Here is a 17,659-nt window from a genome sequence, read left to right as displayed (position 1 = left end):
GTTTGCATTCGCCTATTTTGCGGCGCTGCCTTCTACAGGAACAACGGAGCTAGCATGCGAGCCTTTAGGTCCACTTTCTACTTCATAGTCGACCTGCTGACCAGCCTTTAAGGTTCGATAACCTTCCATTTGTATTGTGGAGTAGTGCGCGAAAATATCGCCGTCTTCACCTTCTGGACAAATAAAGCCAAACCCTTTGGCATTGTTAAACCATTTTACTGTACCTGTAGCCATGCTATACATCCCTCATGCATTTTGTTACTAACGTTGTTATATCAATTGTTGTAAGTGCGATTGATATCATTCCTACCAGCTAAAGAATTTCAGCTAATAGCTTGAATCTCGTACATTGCTTACGGAAATTAACGCTACCCTGCGTAATTATTCCTTATTGTTAATTTTTGAAGCGTGTTACTGATTTTAATTCATGTTGCAAAAGTGTATTAAAAAAACCTTTTAGCTCCAATGTAGCTAATGATTGAGCACAGTCAATAGTAAATTGGTATAAAAGTGATCAATTTTAATAACAAATCACATTCGAGATTAACCGCAAACTATTAACTAAATAGTAACTTAGCGGTAATCTTATCGTTAGTATCAATAGTTATGGCGTCTTTTTAATCAATCACATATGTTAATCTTGTTAATCGAGATCTTTTATTTGCAGCGATGGAAATGGTGGATTAGGCTCAGTATAGAGGAATATTTTTTGGTACTGTTTCTAGGTGCAGTTTCTTAGTACACGGTAAAGCGTGAATGTGGTAAATTTGAGTTAGGTAAACACTCACGACTTCCGAAAAATAACCCTTAGCAAAGCGATATGAGCAGAAACTTTGAATGGGCATCTCCAGGCTCAGATTTACTGGAGAAAGAAGCAACAAAAGTAAAGCCACCGGCGATGTATAACGTTGTGTTGAATAACGATGACTACACGCCCATGGACTTTGTAATCGAGATCCTAGAGCGATTCTTCTCACTAGATATCGAAAAAGCAACGGAAGTGATGCTCAAGGTTCATTATGAAGGTAAAGCTATATGCGGCACATACAGTGCTGAAATAGCGGAAACAAAGGTAGCGCAGGTCACGATGTACTCAAAGGAAAATGAGCATCCGCTACTATGTACAATGGAGCAAGTATAAATTGCTCGAACAACACTGTTGTTCCCTTAGGAGGTACTTATGCTAAATAAAGAATTAGAGACGAGTTTAAATGGCGCATTTGCTCGTGCGCGAGACAAGCGACATGAATTCATGACTGTTGAACACCTCCTACTAGCATTATTAGAAAATGATGCGGCCAAGGAAGCGCTCCAAGCTTGTCAGGCTGATCTCGATGCTCTTCGCAATGAGCTCGATATTTTTATCGATCAAACGACCCCACTTATCCCTGAAAGCGATGAAACTCGCGAAACTCAGCCTACGTTGAGCTTTCAACGAGTACTTCAACGCGCTGTTTTTCATGTTCAATCTTCAGGTCGCAGCGAAGTAACAGGTGCTAACGTACTTGTGGCTATTTTTAGTGAGCAAGAATCTCACGCGGCATATCTTCTTAAGAAAAACGACATTAGTCGCTTAGATATTGTTAACTTCATCTCACACGGTATTACCAAAGCCAGCAACGAAGGCGACAGTCCTTCATCATCCGATTCATTTGGTGGTGCAGAAAATGCTGAAGAAGCTAACTCTGAAGACCGTTTAGAAAATTTTGCTACTAACCTTAACGAAGTCGCAAAGCAGGGCAATATTGACCCACTAATCGGTCGTGACAAAGAGCTAGAACGCACTATCCAAGTTCTGTGTCGTCGTCGTAAGAACAACCCTCTGTTAGTGGGTGAAGCGGGGGTAGGTAAAACTGCCATCGCGGAAGGTCTTGCATGGCGCATCGTTGAAGGACAAGTGCCTGAAATCATTCAGAGCAGCGTAATTTATTCTCTAGATATCGGTTCACTGTTAGCCGGAACCAAATATCGTGGTGACTTTGAGAAACGTTTTAAAGCGATTCTTAAGCAACTGGAGAAAGAAGAAGACGCGATTCTGTTCATCGATGAGATCCACACCATTATCGGTGCCGGGGCTGCATCGGGTGGTCAGGTTGATGCGGCAAACTTAATTAAACCACTACTAAGCAGTGGCAAATTACGTTGCATCGGTTCAACAACGTACCAAGAGTACAGCAGTATTTTTGAGAAGGAGCGTGCTTTAGCTCGTCGCTTCCAGAAAATAGATATTATTGAACCATCGCTAGACGATACGACCAAGATCCTGATTGGCTTGAAGCCAAAATACGAAGCTCACCACGAAGTGCGCTACACCAACAAAGCGTTGCGTGCCGCTGTGGAACTGTCAGCTAAATACATTAATGAACGCCACCTTCCTGATAAGGCCATTGACGTAATCGATGAAGCGGGCGCTCGTAGTCGTTTGGCACCTGCAAGCCGTCGTAAGAAAACGGTAAGCGTGGCTGATATTGAGTCAATGGTTGCGAAAATGGCGCGTATTCCTGAAAAGTCAGTATCGTCTTCAGACAAAGATACACTCCAGAAACTGGATGAGCGCATGAAAATGTTGGTATTCGGACAAGACCCTGCAATCGATGTATTGAGTGAAGCGATTAAGCTGACCCGTGCTGGATTGGGTGCAGACAATAAACCTGTTGGTTCATTCTTGTTTGCTGGTCCTACTGGTGTCGGTAAAACAGAGGTGACTGTTCAGCTGTCTAAGTTGATGGGTATTGAGCTTCTGCGCTTTGATATGTCTGAGTACGGTGAGCGACACTCAGTGAGCCGCTTGATTGGTGCGCCTCCTGGTTATGTTGGTTACGACCAAGGTGGTTTGCTAACGGATGCCGTAATCAAGAACCCGCACTCTGTTGTGTTACTGGATGAAATCGAGAAAGCTCACCCAGATATCTTTAACTTGCTACTGCAGGTAATGGATAACGGCACGCTAACTGACAACAATGGTCGCAAAGCGGACTTCCGCAATGTGATTCTAGTGATGACGACCAACGCAGGTGTGGCTGAAACCGAGAAGAAATCGATCGGCCTGATCCAACAAGATCATGCGCCAGATGCGATGGGCGAAATCAAGAAGGTATTTACTCCTGAGTTCCGTAACCGTCTTGATAATATCATTTGGTTCAACAGCCTTGACCCAAGTGTGATTAGCCAAGTAGTTGATAAGTTCATTGTCGAGCTTCAGGTTCAACTGGACGCTCGTGGCGTGTCTTTAGAGGTTTCTGAGGATGCTCGTCACTGGTTAGCTGATAAAGGCTATGACAAGACCATGGGTGCTCGTCCAATGGGACGTGTGATTCAAGAGAAGCTTAAGAAACCACTTGCTAACGAGTTACTGTTCGGTAGCTTGGTTGATGGCGGTACGGTTAAAGTATCCCTGAAAAAAGACGAATTGGATTTCATCTATGTTGGTGCTAAAGAAGAGGTCATGCACTAACGAAGTGATTGATAAATCAAAGGCTTAAATATAAAACGCATGACTTAGGTTGTGCGTTTTTTTATGCTTGCGAGATGCGAGATGCGAGATGCGAGATGCGAGATGCGAGATTGTGTAGTAAAAAGCTCAGGCAATAAAAAACGGAGCCTTAAGCTCCGCTTCTTATTGTATTCGCTAATTAAAAATTAACGAGCACGGAAGACGATGCGGCCTTTAGAAAGGTCGTATGGAGTCATCTCAACAGTTACTTTATCACCAGTAAGAATACGGATGTAGTTCTTACGCATTTTACCAGAGATGTGTGCTGTCACTACGTGACCGTTTTCAAGCTCAACACGGAACATTGTGTTTGGTAGAGTATCAAGGACAGTGCCTTGCATCTCGATTACGTCTTCTTTAGCCATCTAATCCTCTTTCGAAATTTGGCGGTTTTCAACGGCTTGATTGTGCCGTTAAAATCAAAATATGTAAAGTTGTCGCGTATTCTACCCTTGCCACCGCTGATTTACTAGCCTTTGATGACGTTGAAATCGTACTTTATAGTTCATCGCAGGGCATTCATCGATTTGATAACCCAAATATAACCATTGTTTTTGTTCTTTCTGGGCATGTTGGATCTGAAATAGAACGCCAAGTGTTCCCATCGAAATGTCTATATCAGGATCGAAGAAGGTATAAAACGCGCTCGTACAGTGAGCCATGATATCGGTTACGGCGATACCAACCAACTTGTTCTCATCATAGATGTGCATGAACTTTGTAGTAAGCCACTCATTTTTAGAGAATTGTAGAAACTCTTCTTTCTTGGGTGGGTACATGGTTCCCGAACGGTGACGAGCGGTGATATAGCGACTGTATAAGTCAAACCAGTTGTCATCCATCTCATCTTTCAGTTCCCAACGTAGTGATTTTCCTTTGTTAAGGATCCGTCGTTGGCTTTTGGAAAGCTTAACCTCAGGAATTGAAAGCCGAATCGCTTGGCATGCTGAGCAATTATCGCAATGTGGCTTATAAATGGTTGAACCACTGCGGCGAAATCCATTCGCAAGCAGAACTTCATAGTTATCTGAGGTGTGCATGTGTTCGTCAAGCGTGACCGCCACTCTCTCTTCGAAGTGAGGTAAGTAGCTGCAAGCGTGATTGTCTGTTAATCCAATTCTGATTTGTTGTAAATCTGGATTCATTAAGGCATTTCCTTTAGCCATTGGGTTTTAAAGCATGCATCGTCAACGGAGAACTCTTTGAGTAATTGCAGAGAGCCTAGGAATTCATCCCTATCAACCTCGATAGCGCCCAAGGATTCCAAGTGAGGGTTCATGACTTGGCAATCAATCAGTTGTCCGCCGAATCGGGTAAAGTGTTTACAAAAGTACCACAGCGCAATTTTAGAGGCATTGGTCTTTAGGCTGAACATCGATTCACCGCAAAAGACTTGGCCTCTTTGTAAGCCGTAAAGTCCACCGATCAGTTCATCATCTTGCCAAACCTCAACCGAGTGGCAGAAACCTAATGAAGCGAGTTTGCGGTAGGCTGACTGCATGTCGCTGTTTAGCCAGGTTTCTTCTTCGGGTCTTAGTGAAGAGCAATAACCAATTACTCTGTCCGTCGCTTGGTTGATGCTGACTCGGTAATTGTGCTTTCTTTGAAACTTTTTAAGACTTTTTGACGGTTCGAATGTCTTAGGATTAAATACCGCTCGCGGTGCAGGGCTCCACCAAAGTATAGGCTCACCTGGGCCATACCATGGAAATATACCTTGGCTATAAGCGTTTAAAATTCGCATTGGTGATAAATCACCACCGAAGGCGAGCAGACCGTTGGGGTCATCAAGCGCGTCGAAAGGCGAAGGAAACTCTATACTAGTAGTATCAAGTTCGGTTAGGTATATAGTCATAAGTACCGCATTACAGATTAATCACTGACCAAGAGGTCTTTAGGAGTTTTACCATGAAGAAGTTGCTTTGGATTTTACTTGTTTTGCCCATGTTGGCAAATGCAGCTTACAACAGAAACCAAGCTCGACCAGTAAACGAGGTTGTTTATGGTGAGATTGATACGGTCAGATACATCACTCAGCAAGAGATCGTTGAGTCGAAAGCGAATGGTTGGGAAACCTTGTTAGGTGCGGCGATTGGTGCCTTGATTGGTAACCAGTTTGGCGGCGGCACTGGTAAAGAAGTGGCGACAGCTGTAGGTGCAGTAGCAGGTGCGGGTATTGCTCGTAACCGAGGTAACACACAATATAAAGTAGAGTACAAACTGGTCGAGTTATTGGTCAAAACCAAAGACGACAAGTTGGTCAACATTATCCAAGATGTCGATAACTCGATGCTGTTCAACCGAGGCGATGATGTACGAATTCTCTATTTTTCAGATGGTGTTCGAGTTGATCTCGTGTACTAGTATATAAATACGATTGATTGGCTAATTAATCACCGGTTTGGGCTGGATTAGCTCTGGAGTTCGTTGGAAAAGTTCGTTAGTCTGCAAGTACGAAGAATTATTCATCACCCGAAAATAAATACGCGCCAGTGACTTCGGGTGGTACAAGGACTATAAGATTTAATGGAAAGCCTTACGTTACAACCAATTCAAAAAGTGAACGGGGAAGTTAACCTACCTGGTTCAAAAAGCGTTTCCAACCGTGCACTTCTTTTGGCTGCACTTTCTACGGGAACCACTCGCCTAACAAACTTGCTAGACAGTGATGATATTCGTCATATGTTGAATGCATTAACTCAGTTAGGTGTTGATTATCAGTTGTCTGCAGACAAAACCGTTTGTGAAGTGACAGGTGTTGGTGGTGCATTTTCAAGTGACAAAGCCCTAGAGCTTTTCTTAGGTAATGCGGGTACGGCGATGCGTCCGTTGGCGGCTGCACTATGTTTAGGTCGCGGTGAATACGTTCTTACTGGTGAGCCTCGTATGAAAGAGCGCCCAATTGGCCACTTAGTAACAGCACTGCGAGAAGCCGGTGCCGACGTTGAATACTTAGAAAATGAAAACTACCCGCCATTGAAGATCACAGGTACTGGTCTGAAGAGCGGTACAGTTTCTATCGACGGTTCTATCTCTAGTCAATTCTTGACGGCATTTTTGATGGCTGCGCCCTTAGCTGAAGGTGAAGTGACCATTAAAATTGACGGTGAATTGGTTTCTAAACCTTACATCGATATTACGCTGCACATCATGAAGCAATTTGGTGTGGACGTGATCAATAATGATTACCAAGAGTTTGTGATTCCTACCGGGCAATCTTACTCGGCACCGGGTGATTTCTTGGTTGAAGGTGATGCATCATCTGCGTCATATTTCCTTGCAGCCGCTGCTATCAAAGGTGGTGAGATTAAGGTCACTGGTATTGGTAAAAACAGTATCCAAGGTGATATTCAATTCGCTGATGCGCTTGAGAAAATGGGTGCGGAAATCGAATGGGGTGACGACTACGTTATCTCTCGTTGTGGTGAGCTGAAAGGCATCGATATGGACTATAACCATATCCCAGATGCTGCGATGACTATCGCGACAACCGCATTGTTTGCGAAAGGCACAACGGCAATCCGTAATGTCTACAACTGGCGTGTGAAAGAGACAGACCGCTTGGCTGCAATGGCAACAGAGCTACGTAAAGTCGGCGCTGAAGTGGAAGAGGGTGAAGATTACATCATTGTTAACCCTGTGGCTGAACTGACTCATGCGGCAATTGATACTTACGATGATCACCGTATGGCGATGTGTTTCTCGCTGGTTGCTTTGAGCGATACGCCTGTGACGATTAATGATCCAGGTTGTACGTCAAAGACATTCCCTGATTATTTCGACAAGCTGAAAATGCTAAGTCTATAAAAATGCTTATTTTGTAAAGGTTTAGGAACAAAAAAGCTTGCCTAAGTGGCAAGCTTTTTAATTATTGCTGAATTGTAAATTCTTTCGAAAGGTGGTGCGCTAAGTATTTAAACATGTTAAATACCGCGGTTGTATTCTCGGTCGGCATTCCATTGCTGTCTAAGAAGTATTCACCTTTGAAGACGAGTACATCGTCTTTTTCTACTACGCTGTTTGCGCGCATGCCTTCAATGTAGTCATCATGTGATTGGATAATTTGGTTTGCGATAAGCAGTAAATCAAATTCTGCTATTACTTTCTTTGTCATGAGTTTATCTCTGATAACTGAATATAACGTTGAGTTTATGGTGTCGAACTAGAAATTCAATGATTTCACAACCGATTAAGAGAGTCTTTTCAAACATCCACAATTTATTTTGTGATTTACGGCAAAAATAATTGAATGGGGCTCGCGTTAGATTCGCGGACAAGCTTAGTATGAGCCCGTTTAGACGTAATGCCTGATGAATAGGCTCTTGCAAGTATTCTTAGTGAGTACTTTATAGCTTCTTTATATTGCGACCCTTTTATCTATGAGTCGTCGAATTGTCGAGCGATCAGATCCAATTTTGAAAAAAGCGGTTGATCTTCTAGTAATCTCGCACAATAGTAAAAAAAGAAGCAATGAATTTAGAATATCATGCGTAAAAGCCCACAAGCTAAATTGTTGGTGCTGAAGCATCGTGATTAAGGACGTTAGAGTCAATATGGGTAAATCGCTCGTTATAGTGGAGTCGCCAGCCAAGGCTAAAACTATCAATAAATATCTTGGCAAAGACTTTGTCGTTAAGTCGAGTGTAGGTCACGTACGTGATTTACCAACGGCGGGTCAAAGTACTGGTCAAAAGGCTGCTGCAGTTTCAACCAAGGGTATGAGCCCAGAAGACAAAGCTCGTATCAAAAAAGAAAAAGATCGCAAAGCTCTGATTAAAAAGATGGGTATCAACCCATATAAAGAGTGGGAAGCGAACTACCAAATCCTACCTGGTAAAGAGAAAGTTGTTGCTGAATTGCAAAAACTGGCTGAGAACGCAGACCATGTTTATCTCGCAACCGATTTGGACCGCGAAGGAGAAGCTATCGCATGGCACCTTCGTGAGATCATCGGTGGCGATGAAACGCGATACAAGCGAGTGGTTTTTAACGAAATCACCAAGAATGCTATTCAACAAGCTTTCGAAACTCCAGGTGAGCTAAACATCGATGGCGTAAACGCGCAACAAGCACGACGTTTTATGGACCGTGTTGTTGGCTTTATGGTGTCACCTCTGCTTTGGAAGAAAGTAGCACGAGGCCTGTCCGCTGGCCGTGTTCAATCAGTAGCGGTAAAACTACTGGTAGAGCGTGAGCGCGAGATCAACGCCTTTATCCCTGAAGAGTTCTGGGATGTGCATGCTGATACTAAAACTGCAGAGAAAACCGACTTTAGACTGCAAGTAGCGCAGAAAGACGGTGTTGCGTTTAAACCTGAAAATGAAGCGCAAACACAAGCTGCTGTTAGCGTTTTAGAAAAAGCGCAATACGAAGTATGTAAACGTGAAGACCGCCCAACAAAGAGTAAGCCGTCTGCACCTTACATCACGTCGACGCTGCAACAAGCGGCGAGTACGCGTCTTGGTTATGGCGTAAAGAAAACCATGATGCTGGCTCAACGCCTGTATGAAGCGGGTTACATCACTTATATGCGTACTGACTCAACCAACTTGAGTTCAGAAGCTGTAGAAGCCGCTCGTGAATACATTGGTTCTGAGTACGGCGCGCAATACCTTCCACCTAAAGCACTTGCATACGGCAGCAAAGAGGGCGCTCAAGAGGCCCACGAAGCGATTCGTCCTTCAAGTGTAGATGTTAAGTCGGAAGATCTAAACGGCGTAGACGCAGACGCACACAAGCTTTACTCGCTAATTTGGAATCAATTCGTAGCGTGTCAAATGACGCCAGCTCAATACGATTCAACGACAGTAAGCGTTAAAGCCGATGAGTACACGTTAAAAGCGAAAGGTCGTATCCTTAAATTTGATGGTTGGACTCGTGTTCAGCGTCCAATGGGTAAGAACGAAGATACGATCCTTCCAGCAGTTCAGATCGGCGATAAGCTTGATCTGATCGCGCTAGACCCTAAACAGCACTTCACTAAGCCACCGGCTCGTTTTACTGAAGCGGCGCTAGTTAAAGAGCTTGAGAAGCGTGGTATTGGTCGTCCTTCAACATACGCATCAATCATCTCGACGATTCAAGATCGTGGTTATGTAAAAGTTGAACAGCGTCGTTTCTATGCTGAGAAGATGGGTGAAATTGTTACTGACCGTCTAGACGGCAGCTTCAATGACCTAATGAACTACGACTTCACTGCTCGTATGGAGCAGAAGTTGGACCAAATCGCAGAAGGCGAAGCAAGCTGGAAAGGCGTGCTAGATAACTTCTTCGAAGACTTTACTGGCGATTTGGAAAAAGCAGATTTAGACGAAGACGCTGGTGGCATGAAGCCAAATCATATCGTGGAAACCGATATTGAGTGTCCGACTTGTAGTCGTAAAATGGGTATTCGTACTGCTTCGACAGGCGTATTTCTTGGTTGTTCTGGCTATGCACTTCCACCAAAAGAGCGTTGTAAGACAACAATCAACCTTGGTGATGAAGAAGGCATTATCAACGTGCTTGAAGAAGACGTTGAAACAGCAGCACTTCGAGCTAAAAAGCGTTGTCCTATTTGTGAAACGGCAATGGATGCTTATCTAATCGATGATAAGCGTAAGATGCACGTGTGTGGTAACAACCCGAACTGTGAAGGTTATGTGGTTGAGCACGGCGAATTTAAAGTGAAAGGCTACGATGGTCCACTTGTTGAGTGTGACAAGTGTGGTTCTGACATGGTTCTGAAGAACGGTCGTTTTGGTAAATACATGGATTGTACCAATGACGATTGTAAGAACACTCGTAAGATTCTGAAAAATGGCGAAGTTGCGCCACCGAAAGAAGACCCGGTACATTTCCCTGAACTTCCATGTGAAAATTCAGACGCGTACTTTGTTCTTCGTGATGGTGCTTCTGGTCTATTTATGGCTGCGAGCAACTTCCCTAAATCACGTGAAACACGTGCACCATTAGTGGAAGAGTTGGTTCGTTTTAAAGACCGTATCTCACCTAAGTTCCAATACCTAGCATCAGCGCCAGTTGCTGACCCTGATGGCAAGCCGACAGTGGTTCGTTTTAGTCGTAAGACTAAAGAAAACTACGTTCGTACTGAAGTAGATGGAAAACCGTCCGGTTGGACTGCGTTGTACATCGACGGTAAGTGGGAAGTTACGGATAAGCGTAAAAAGCCTAAAGAGAAGTAACTGAACGTTATTGATGAAAAAGCAGCCTAATGGCTGCTTTTTTTTGATCTCAATATGACTAACTATGCAACTTGTTGACTTAGTGTTTCGTCGGCGGGAATTTATTAAATTCACACCGCGAAATTAATGGTGGCAATTAATCATATCTTCTTATGCAACTTTAACGAGAATGTAACTTAATTAAAATATTGTAACTCACAGATCAGCGTTTAGTTGTATACCTGATGTGTGTCGGGTGTTAATGTAATGTTTCGTCTGGACGGTGTAGTGTGAGCTGCTTTAAGTCTTAGGAAAGCAATCAGCTTACGTACCACAGAATGGCGTATTAAAAATTGAATTCGGCCGAAAAGTCGATAACGTATATAAAACCAAGTGCAAAGAATAGTGCACACATAACAACGTTTGGCTTAGGATATTGTCACTGTATGTGAATGGATATTCGCTAAATACCGAAATAAGTGTTGGTGCTCATCCCCCAGAGGAAGATACCTCTACGAGTACTAACATCGACAAGCTATAGATATATGGAGAATAAAATGGCTGGTGTATTGGGAATGATTCTTGCTGGTGGTGAAGGCTCTCGCTTAAGACCTTTAACTGAATCTCGCAGCAAACCCTCGGTTCCTTTCGGTGGTAGTTACCGCTTAATTGATTTCGCTTTGAACAACTTCGTTAATGCTGATCTAATGAAGATCTACGTATTAACACAATTTAAGTCACAGTCACTGTTCCACCATATGAAAAAAGGCTGGAATATCAGTGGCATAACAGACCGTTTTATCGACCCAATTCCTGCGCAAATGCGTAAAGGAAAGCGTTGGTATGAAGGCACAGCAGATGCTATCTACCAAAACATGGGCTTTATGGAGTTGGAAGAACCTGATCAAGTATGTATTTTTGGTTCAGACCATATCTATAAGATGGACATCAAACAGATGCTTGATTTCCATAAAGAGAAGAAAGCGGCTCTAACAGTATCAGCATTGCGCATGCCGCTTGCTGAAGCATCAGAATTCGGTGTTATTGAGGTTGATGCTGACGGCCGTATGATTGGCTTTGAAGAGAAACCTGCAAATCCGAAGTCGATCCCGGGCGATCCAGAATCAGCGCTTGTTTCAATGGGCAACTACGTGTTCGAAGCGAAAGAGCTTTTTGCTGAACTAACGGAAGATGCTGATAGAGAAGGTTCGACGCACGATTTCGGCAAAGACATTATTCCAAACATGTTCCCACGTGGTGACGTGTTTGTTTATGATTTCAGCACCAACCGTATTACTGGTGAGAAAGAAGAAGTTTACTGGCGCGATGTAGGTACGATTGACGCGTACTGGCAAGCCCACATGGACCTTCTTAAGAAAGATGCGCCATTCTCGCTATATAACCGTAAATGGCCTCTACACACTTATTACCCGCCACTACCACCAGCTACGTTTACTGATTCGGCAAATGGTCGAATTCAGATCATTGATAGCCTTGTTTGTAGCGGTAGTTATGTACGTGGTTCGCGTATTGAAAAGAGTGTATTGGGCTTCCGCAGCAATATCGCATCAGCGTGTGATATTAGCGAAAGCATCTTACTCGGTGATGTAAAAGTGGGTGAGGGTTGTATCTTGCGCCGAGTTATCATTGATAAAGACGCAGATATCGCACCGGGTACACAGATCGGTGTGAATCTGACAGAAGACAAAAAGCATTACCACGTATCTGACGATGGTGTCGTAGTGATTTCTAAAGGAGCACGAGTTGGTTACTAAGACTCTCTCGGTACTTTTTGTAGCGTCTGAAGTTGAAGGCTTGATTAAAAGTGGTGGCTTGGCTGATGTAGCCAAGGCACTGCCGAAAGCGTTGCAAACACTCGAACAGGACGTTCGAGTGACTATCCCCGCATATAGAAACATTCCAAACATTGATTCAGCAGAAGTTATTTTATCGACTGAACTCGATCATTGGCCTCATACGGCTTATCAAGTTAAAAAACTGAGCGTAGAAGGCGTTCCAGTTTTTGGTATTGAATGTGCTAAGTATTTCGACCGCCCGGAAATGTACGCAGAAAACAATCAAGCTTATGCTGATAACGGAGAGCGCTTCTCGTTCTTTAGTGCAGCCTGTCTTGATATGCTTCCTAAGCTTGGTTTTCAACCGGATATCATTCATGCAAATGACTGGCATACTGGTTTCGTTCCTTTCTTGCTTAAATCGCGTTATCAACAACACGATTTCTTTGAAAATACGCGCAGTGTTATCTCGATTCACAATGCGGTTTTCAAAGGTGTGTTCGCATACGATGAACTTCAATTCCTGCCAGAGATGCACAGTTACCATGCGCCTGAAGCTTCAGTGAGTGACACTCATGTCACTATGCTAAGAGCTGGAGTGATGTGTGCGGATAAAGTGAACGCAGTAAGTCCTACCTATGCAGAAGAGTTGAAAACGGAATTAGGTAGCCACGGTATGGCTGCGGAATTCCAACACAGATCGGCTGATCTGTTCGGGATTTTGAATGGGTGTGATTACGGGGCTTGGAATCCGGAAACTGATGCTTTCCTTCCTCGTAAATACAAAGCGACCAAGCACAGCATGGCTCGCGGAAAATCAGCTTGTAAGCAAAAACTGCAACAAGATGTAGGTTTACCCGTTGCCGATTGCGCGGTTTATGGCATGGTTTGTCGCTTGACGAATCAAAAAGGTGTTCATTACTTACTGCCTATCATCGAACAGTTTTTGAAAAATGATCTTCAGATCGTGATTGTCGGTACTGGCGATCCGGTTTTGGCGAGTCAATTGAAAGAGCTATCAGCGCTTCACTCAGATAAGTTCTCGTTCGTAGAAGCGTACAATAATGAACTTGCGCACTTGGTTGAAGCAGGCTCTGATTTCTTCTTGATGCCTTCGGAATTTGAACCGTGTGGCTTAAACCAAATCTACAGCATGGCTTACGGTACTTTGCCGATTGTTCGTTCTGTGGGAGGTTTAAAAGACAGCGTGAATGATTACGATGAAGATCCTGAAGTCGCGACTGGGTTTGCTTTTGAAGAGCCAACACCGCAAGCGTTATTGGCTGTGTTACATCGTTCATTACTGCTTTACGCACAAAACCCATCTGAAATTAAGCGTGTTCAGCTTTATGCGATGCAGCGAGATTTTAGTTGGGAAGATGCGGCTAAAGAATACCTAGCTATGTACCATTCAGCATTTTAACTTGTTGACTTAGTTTTAAAATTAGCTGGCGAGCAACAACCGCTCGTAATAAATGAAGGCGCTCTAATTGTAGAGTGCCTTTTTGTTTCCTGGTCAGAGCACATCACGTTTACGAAGACAAAGCTTGCAAACTCATTTTTGTCAGGTAGAAAAGGTGAGGTAGGTATTCACATGACTAATGATAGGTTTGACACTATTATCACTTAAAGTTCTTAATAGCGTGGTATCCTTAGTCATCGCCTCGTGATGAGGCATAGCTCCATTCCAATAATTGAAGCGATAGGTATGTCTGAGAGTTTACTATTTCATAAAACATTTACTCACCCTACGAGCGATGAGTGGGTTGTATTTGTGCATGGCGCAGGAGGCAGTTCCTCCATCTGGTTCAAGCAGATCAAAGCGTATAAACAGCATTTCAACTTACTTCTCATTGATCTGAGAGGGCACGGTAAATCAGACAATATACTTAAAGGGCTGATTTCGAATCGTTATACGTTCAAATCGGTGACGCTTGATATTCTTAAAGTGTTAGACCATCTTAAGATCCGTTCTGCACATTTCGTTGGCATGTCTTTGGGCACGATTATTGTGCGTAACGTTGCCGAACTGGCGGCTGGCCGTGTACGTTCAATGGTACTGGGTGGCGCTGTCACCAAGCTAAACACTCGCTCTCAAGTGTTAATCAAGTTGGGTAACCTCAGCAAGCACATCATTCCTTACATGTGGTTATACAGCCTTTTTGCTTATGTTGTGATGCCACAAAAAAGCCAAAAAGAGTCTCGTCACCTTTTTATCCGCGAAGCTAAAAAGCTGTGCCAGAAAGAGTTTAAGCGCTGGTTTATCTTAACGGCTGATGTAAACCCCTTGATGAAATATTTTAAAGATAGAGAGCTACCAATACCGACTCTTTATTTGATGGGCGAACGCGACTACATGTTTATTAAGCCGGTAAAAGAAATGGTCGCAGCGCATGAGTCGAGCGAGCTAGTAGAAATCCCGAATTGTGGACACGTATGTAACGTGGAAAACCCTGAAGAGTTTAATCAGCGTTCGATTGCGTTTATTCAAAAACAAATTCAATGATTTTCTAGGTGTGAAATCAAAGATGATGATTTAATCGAATTGAAATAAAAACGGGAAGCTAACTTTAGCTTCCCGTTTTTATTTTTGGAGGAGGTATCTGACCGAATCGTTCTATCAGGTTACTGAGACCTTGCTATTCAGGTGAGGCAGCACCGCACTGCCAGCACGAGCCGAATTGCGCTTCGTTGACTTCATGACACTCACCACAACGCCACTCTTCATAGATGATCGAATCTTGCTGCTTTTGGTAGTCATTGACGAGCATGCGAGCTTTACTGGCCAATTCTGGCTCATATAACCATACGTAAGGGTCAGTTTCTTCGGTGAATGGGATTTCCCCCTTTAATCCGAACAACCCCTCACCACGGACTTCACAGGCAATATTCTCGCTTTCTAATAATCCACAGATGATATGAGCTTCTGTCGGATTCGATGCACTGAAGATTTTCATTGAAATAGAACCTTATTCGGCTATCTGTGTTATTTAGCTATTATAAACTATTCTGCTATATACGTTATTCAGCTACGGGTGCTGAGCGAAACTTACCCATCAACCATTTAGCCACTATTGGGAATATACCCAATAACGCAAATGACAATAGTACTGAAGGGGAGACGATGCCCGAAAGTGAATCAATTTCTGCGAGCTGAGTGCCAGCATTCAAGAAAACTGCCGTCCCCGGTAACATCCCGATTTGACTCGTAATGTAGTAACGACTCACTGACATCGGTGTTAGACCCATCAATAGGTTGATAAGGAAAAATGGGAATACAGGAATCAGACGCAGAGAAAACAGGTAAAACGCGCCGTCTTTTTCAACCCCCTTGTTAATCGTCGCCAATTTGTCACCAAACTTGGTTTGAATCCAGTCACGCAACAGGTAACGGCTACTTAAGAAGGCTAAGGTCGCACCGATCGCACTTGCGAAAGATACCAGCAGCAAGCTGTTCCAGAAGCCAAATAGCGCGGCCCCTAATAAGGTCACAACAGCGGCTCCAGGAATGGAGAAAGCCGTAATCATGACATACGCGACAAAATAGATAGCGGCAGCCGCAATAAAGTTGCTGTCAATGTATTCATTTAACACAGCTTGTTGGGCCTTAGCATTTTCAAGCGTTAAGTACTGGCCGAAATTGATGCCCAACAACACGATGGTTACGACCAACACAATACCCAATATCATTTTCTTACTCATTGATACTTCCTCTAAATTTTCAATGCATACCGATAGTATAGATAGACAGGCAAAGCATAGATTAACTTTCACCAGTTGATAAAAAACTATTTACTCTAGACGATGGATCGGGGCAAACAGTTAGCTTAATTGCTTAGTCTTATGTTACCGACAAGTATTGGCGGAATAGAGGTGGAAAAAGATTCGTTGGTTAGAGGTTGTGACTCTCTGCTAGGGACTTGTTTTGTATGCATTATTTTAATAGCGATAATTTGTACCACGTAAAAAGTAACAAAAATTTGAAAGAGTTTTGGTCTTGGCTCGTTCTATATACGTAACAATCGTGGCATGAAGATTGTTTTAGATAATTATTCAGGCAGACAACTAAGGAGCTAGCTATGAAATTATTATCAATGATTACGGTTATTGCTACAACGGGCCTATTCTCTTTCCAAGCCATGGGATCGGGCGTCTATCACCGTGCGGCTGTTGAGTCTAAAGTATTTAAAGGCGATGTAGTGGCGAGCCAATCACAGGCTTACGAATCTGGAAAAAAAATCTGGATGGATATAAACAGTAAGCGCTCATATGAATTGAGCAAAATCTTACCGCAAGCCTCTGAAAAAGTAGATGTACGCTCGTTTGAAATCAAAAACGGTACCATCAAAGTAAAAGAAATAATGGATTCCTCTGGAGAAATTAACTTCATTCCGATGGTTAAAGTGGATTACAAATACTATTACCGTCCATCTTTTTGATCGCAGTGGTCCAGCTATACACAAGACTAGTTTTGTCGACATAAAAAAAGCCGCAGTAAATGCGGCTTAGTTATGTATATAGATTGCACTGACAATGTTAATTGACGCGATTGATAAGCTCTTCGCGACGCTGCTGCGGTATAACAGACCAATGTGTACCATTGATCGCGCCTTCTAGCGCCCAAAGTAGTTCAATACTGACAGAAGACGCATGCGATTCTTTGATGGCGTTAAATGCGTTTACAGAGCCAGATTCATATAAACGTTCTACAGAATCGATCCCTGCCTTTTTCAACATACGCTCGGTAGCGAGTCGAAGATTAGGCAGATCTTTGAGTCGGGTCGGCTTAGCAGAAGACTGCTCAGCTTTTTCTTCTTTAGCAAAACCTAGAGACGTGGTTGCAAGCTGCAAGATTTTCTCTTGGTCTTGCCAGAGGCCTTCAGGTAAAGCGAAATATTTAGTAACGACAGGGAAACCACGTTTTTTGTAGACGTACGGTTGAAACCCTTGTTGTTCGAATTGTTTCGTTGTGCCTTTGTCTGCGCGTATGTGCAACTGGTCATTTACAACCAGAGCAAACATAGTGTCATCAGCAAAAAGACCGAAGCCACCAAACATTGAGCGTGATTTTATTTTTCCTAGGGACTCAAATAACTTCATCGAGTCCTTTAGTATCGGTTTATCCATGTTATTTATCTCGGTGTATTTGAACTACGCCACCAAATAAGCAGGTCCGAGAGATTAGCAAAATGTTGCAATTAAATTGT

General features: G+C 43.3%; 17 protein-coding genes. 9 read left to right on the top strand and 8 right to left on the bottom strand.

Translation table 11 applies throughout. The features are described 5' to 3' along the window. Positions 1–12: 12 nt before the first annotated feature. A complete protein-coding gene (cspD, locus tag AB6F11_RS01455; protein ID WP_004736548.1) occupies positions 13–234 on the bottom strand; it encodes a cold shock domain-containing protein CspD in 222 nt (73 codons plus the stop codon). Positions 235–820: 586 nt separating this feature from the next. Here cspD and clpS point away from each other — a divergent pair. Together clpS and clpA are read left to right on the top strand one after the other, a co-directional pair. After that, positions 821–1,141, top strand: a complete 321-nt coding sequence (gene clpS / locus AB6F11_RS01450; protein WP_004737430.1) for an ATP-dependent Clp protease adapter ClpS — start codon at positions 821–823, stop codon at positions 1,139–1,141. A 39-nt stretch (positions 1,142–1,180) separates the two neighbouring features. Continuing rightward, positions 1,181–3,454: an ATP-dependent Clp protease ATP-binding subunit ClpA gene (gene clpA / locus AB6F11_RS01445; RefSeq protein ID WP_017062108.1), complete on the top strand. Its 2,274-nt coding sequence runs from the start codon at positions 1,181–1,183 to the stop codon at positions 3,452–3,454. Positions 3,455–3,639: 185 nt separating this feature from the next. Here the strand turns inward: clpA and infA are convergent, their stop codons facing one another. The 3 genes from infA to aat form a co-directional block, all read right to left on the bottom strand. Next, the gene (gene infA, locus AB6F11_RS01440; protein WP_001040192.1) at positions 3,640–3,858 is read right to left on the bottom strand and encodes a translation initiation factor IF-1; all 219 of its coding nucleotides are present in this window, start codon (positions 3,856–3,858) and stop codon (positions 3,640–3,642) included. 81 nt (positions 3,859–3,939) lie between these two features. After that, on the bottom strand, positions 3,940–4,638 hold the full coding sequence (locus tag AB6F11_RS01435; RefSeq protein ID WP_065585123.1) for an arginyltransferase: 699 nt from the start codon (positions 4,636–4,638) through the stop codon (positions 3,940–3,942). Further along, complete coding sequence (gene aat / locus AB6F11_RS01430) at positions 4,638–5,348, bottom strand: leucyl/phenylalanyl-tRNA--protein transferase (RefSeq protein ID WP_017063504.1); 711 nt, start codon at positions 5,346–5,348, stop codon at positions 4,638–4,640. The genes AB6F11_RS01435 and aat overlap by 1 nt, the downstream gene beginning before the upstream one ends. A gap of 53 nt (positions 5,349–5,401) precedes the next feature. Between aat and AB6F11_RS01425 the strand changes: the two genes are divergently transcribed. Both AB6F11_RS01425 and aroA read left to right on the top strand, forming a co-directional pair. Then, complete coding sequence (locus tag AB6F11_RS01425) at positions 5,402–5,857, top strand: glycine zipper 2TM domain-containing protein (protein ID WP_104216127.1); 456 nt, start codon at positions 5,402–5,404, stop codon at positions 5,855–5,857. Positions 5,858–6,019: 162 nt separating this feature from the next. Further along, positions 6,020–7,300, top strand: a complete 1,281-nt coding sequence (aroA, locus tag AB6F11_RS01420; protein ID WP_017062105.1) for a 3-phosphoshikimate 1-carboxyvinyltransferase — start codon at positions 6,020–6,022, stop codon at positions 7,298–7,300. Positions 7,301–7,361: 61 nt separating this feature from the next. On the opposite strand, the gene AB6F11_RS01415 is transcribed toward aroA, so the two are convergent. Next, complete coding sequence (locus tag AB6F11_RS01415; RefSeq protein ID WP_017062104.1) at positions 7,362–7,607, bottom strand: YciN family protein; 246 nt, start codon at positions 7,605–7,607, stop codon at positions 7,362–7,364. 439 nt (positions 7,608–8,046) lie between these two features. Here AB6F11_RS01415 and topA point away from each other — a divergent pair, with 439 nt between their 5' ends. From topA to AB6F11_RS01395, 4 genes are all read left to right on the top strand, one after another. Further along, complete coding sequence (gene topA / locus AB6F11_RS01410) at positions 8,047–10,677, top strand: type I DNA topoisomerase (RefSeq protein WP_050643790.1); 2,631 nt, start codon at positions 8,047–8,049, stop codon at positions 10,675–10,677. 524 nt (positions 10,678–11,201) lie between these two features. After that, the gene (gene glgC, locus AB6F11_RS01405) at positions 11,202–12,431 is read left to right on the top strand and encodes a glucose-1-phosphate adenylyltransferase (RefSeq protein ID WP_080582251.1); all 1,230 of its coding nucleotides are present in this window, start codon (positions 11,202–11,204) and stop codon (positions 12,429–12,431) included. Then, positions 12,421–13,875 (top strand): glycogen synthase GlgA, encoded by a 1,455-nt coding sequence (gene glgA / locus AB6F11_RS01400; protein WP_104216128.1) that lies wholly within the window; start codon positions 12,421–12,423, stop codon positions 13,873–13,875. Before glgC ends, glgA begins: the two co-directional genes overlap by 11 nt. Before the next feature lie 285 nt (positions 13,876–14,160). Next, entirely contained in the window at positions 14,161–14,958 is a 798-nt protein-coding gene (locus AB6F11_RS01395) for an alpha/beta fold hydrolase (RefSeq protein ID WP_017062100.1), read from the top strand. A 133-nt stretch (positions 14,959–15,091) separates the two neighbouring features. On the opposite strand, the gene AB6F11_RS01390 is transcribed toward AB6F11_RS01395, so the two are convergent. Together AB6F11_RS01390 and AB6F11_RS01385 are read right to left on the bottom strand one after the other, a co-directional pair. Further along, complete coding sequence (locus tag AB6F11_RS01390; RefSeq protein ID WP_017062099.1) at positions 15,092–15,409, bottom strand: DUF2007 domain-containing protein; 318 nt, start codon at positions 15,407–15,409, stop codon at positions 15,092–15,094. 64 nt (positions 15,410–15,473) lie between these two features. Beyond that, the gene (locus AB6F11_RS01385; protein WP_102394105.1) at positions 15,474–16,154 is read right to left on the bottom strand and encodes a TVP38/TMEM64 family protein; all 681 of its coding nucleotides are present in this window, start codon (positions 16,152–16,154) and stop codon (positions 15,474–15,476) included. 377 nt (positions 16,155–16,531) lie between these two features. Here AB6F11_RS01385 and AB6F11_RS01380 point away from each other — a divergent pair, with 377 nt between their 5' ends. Beyond that, positions 16,532–16,891 (top strand): DUF3316 domain-containing protein, encoded by a 360-nt coding sequence (locus AB6F11_RS01380; protein WP_017067843.1) that lies wholly within the window; start codon positions 16,532–16,534, stop codon positions 16,889–16,891. A gap of 97 nt (positions 16,892–16,988) precedes the next feature. On the opposite strand, the gene AB6F11_RS01375 is transcribed toward AB6F11_RS01380, so the two are convergent. After that, positions 16,989–17,579: a TfoX/Sxy family DNA transformation protein gene (locus tag AB6F11_RS01375; RefSeq protein ID WP_019820997.1), complete on the bottom strand. Its 591-nt coding sequence runs from the start codon at positions 17,577–17,579 to the stop codon at positions 16,989–16,991. Positions 17,580–17,659 lie beyond the last annotated feature (80 nt).

Origin of the sequence: Vibrio sp. 10N.247.311.14 (assembly GCF_041467715.1) — a bacterium.
In the GTDB taxonomy this organism is placed as follows: Bacteria; Pseudomonadota; Gammaproteobacteria; order Enterobacterales; family Vibrionaceae; genus Vibrio; species Vibrio crassostreae_C.
This window is presented reverse-complemented; position numbering and strand designations above follow the sequence as displayed.

Bases quoted from the DNA above. Each gene is read 5' to 3' on its own strand.
- AB6F11_RS01380 (WP_017067843.1), top strand. From the start codon at position 16,532: ATGAAATTATTATCAATGATTACGGTTATTGCTACAACGGGCCTATTC.
- aat (WP_017063504.1), bottom strand. From the start codon at position 5,348: ATGACTATATACCTAACCGAACTTGATACTACTAGTATAGAGTTTCCT.
- AB6F11_RS01390 (WP_017062099.1), bottom strand. From the start codon at position 15,409: ATGAAAATCTTCAGTGCATCGAATCCGACAGAAGCTCATATCATCTGT.
- clpS (WP_004737430.1), top strand. From the start codon at position 821: ATGAGCAGAAACTTTGAATGGGCATCTCCAGGCTCAGATTTACTGGAG.
- cspD (WP_004736548.1), bottom strand. From the start codon at position 234: ATGGCTACAGGTACAGTAAAATGGTTTAACAATGCCAAAGGGTTTGGC.
- AB6F11_RS01385 (WP_102394105.1), bottom strand. From the start codon at position 16,154: ATGAGTAAGAAAATGATATTGGGTATTGTGTTGGTCGTAACCATCGTG.
- glgC (WP_080582251.1), top strand. From the start codon at position 11,202: ATGGAGAATAAAATGGCTGGTGTATTGGGAATGATTCTTGCTGGTGGT.
- AB6F11_RS01435 (WP_065585123.1), bottom strand. From the start codon at position 4,638: ATGAATCCAGATTTACAACAAATCAGAATTGGATTAACAGACAATCAC.
- clpA (WP_017062108.1), top strand. From the start codon at position 1,181: ATGCTAAATAAAGAATTAGAGACGAGTTTAAATGGCGCATTTGCTCGT.
- infA (WP_001040192.1), bottom strand. From the start codon at position 3,858: ATGGCTAAAGAAGACGTAATCGAGATGCAAGGCACTGTCCTTGATACT.
- aroA (WP_017062105.1), top strand. From the start codon at position 6,020: ATGGAAAGCCTTACGTTACAACCAATTCAAAAAGTGAACGGGGAAGTT.
- AB6F11_RS01425 (WP_104216127.1), top strand. From the start codon at position 5,402: ATGAAGAAGTTGCTTTGGATTTTACTTGTTTTGCCCATGTTGGCAAAT.
- AB6F11_RS01395 (WP_017062100.1), top strand. From the start codon at position 14,161: ATGTCTGAGAGTTTACTATTTCATAAAACATTTACTCACCCTACGAGC.
- AB6F11_RS01415 (WP_017062104.1), bottom strand. From the start codon at position 7,607: ATGACAAAGAAAGTAATAGCAGAATTTGATTTACTGCTTATCGCAAAC.
- topA (WP_050643790.1), top strand. From the start codon at position 8,047: ATGGGTAAATCGCTCGTTATAGTGGAGTCGCCAGCCAAGGCTAAAACT.
- AB6F11_RS01375 (WP_019820997.1), bottom strand. From the start codon at position 17,579: ATGGATAAACCGATACTAAAGGACTCGATGAAGTTATTTGAGTCCCTA.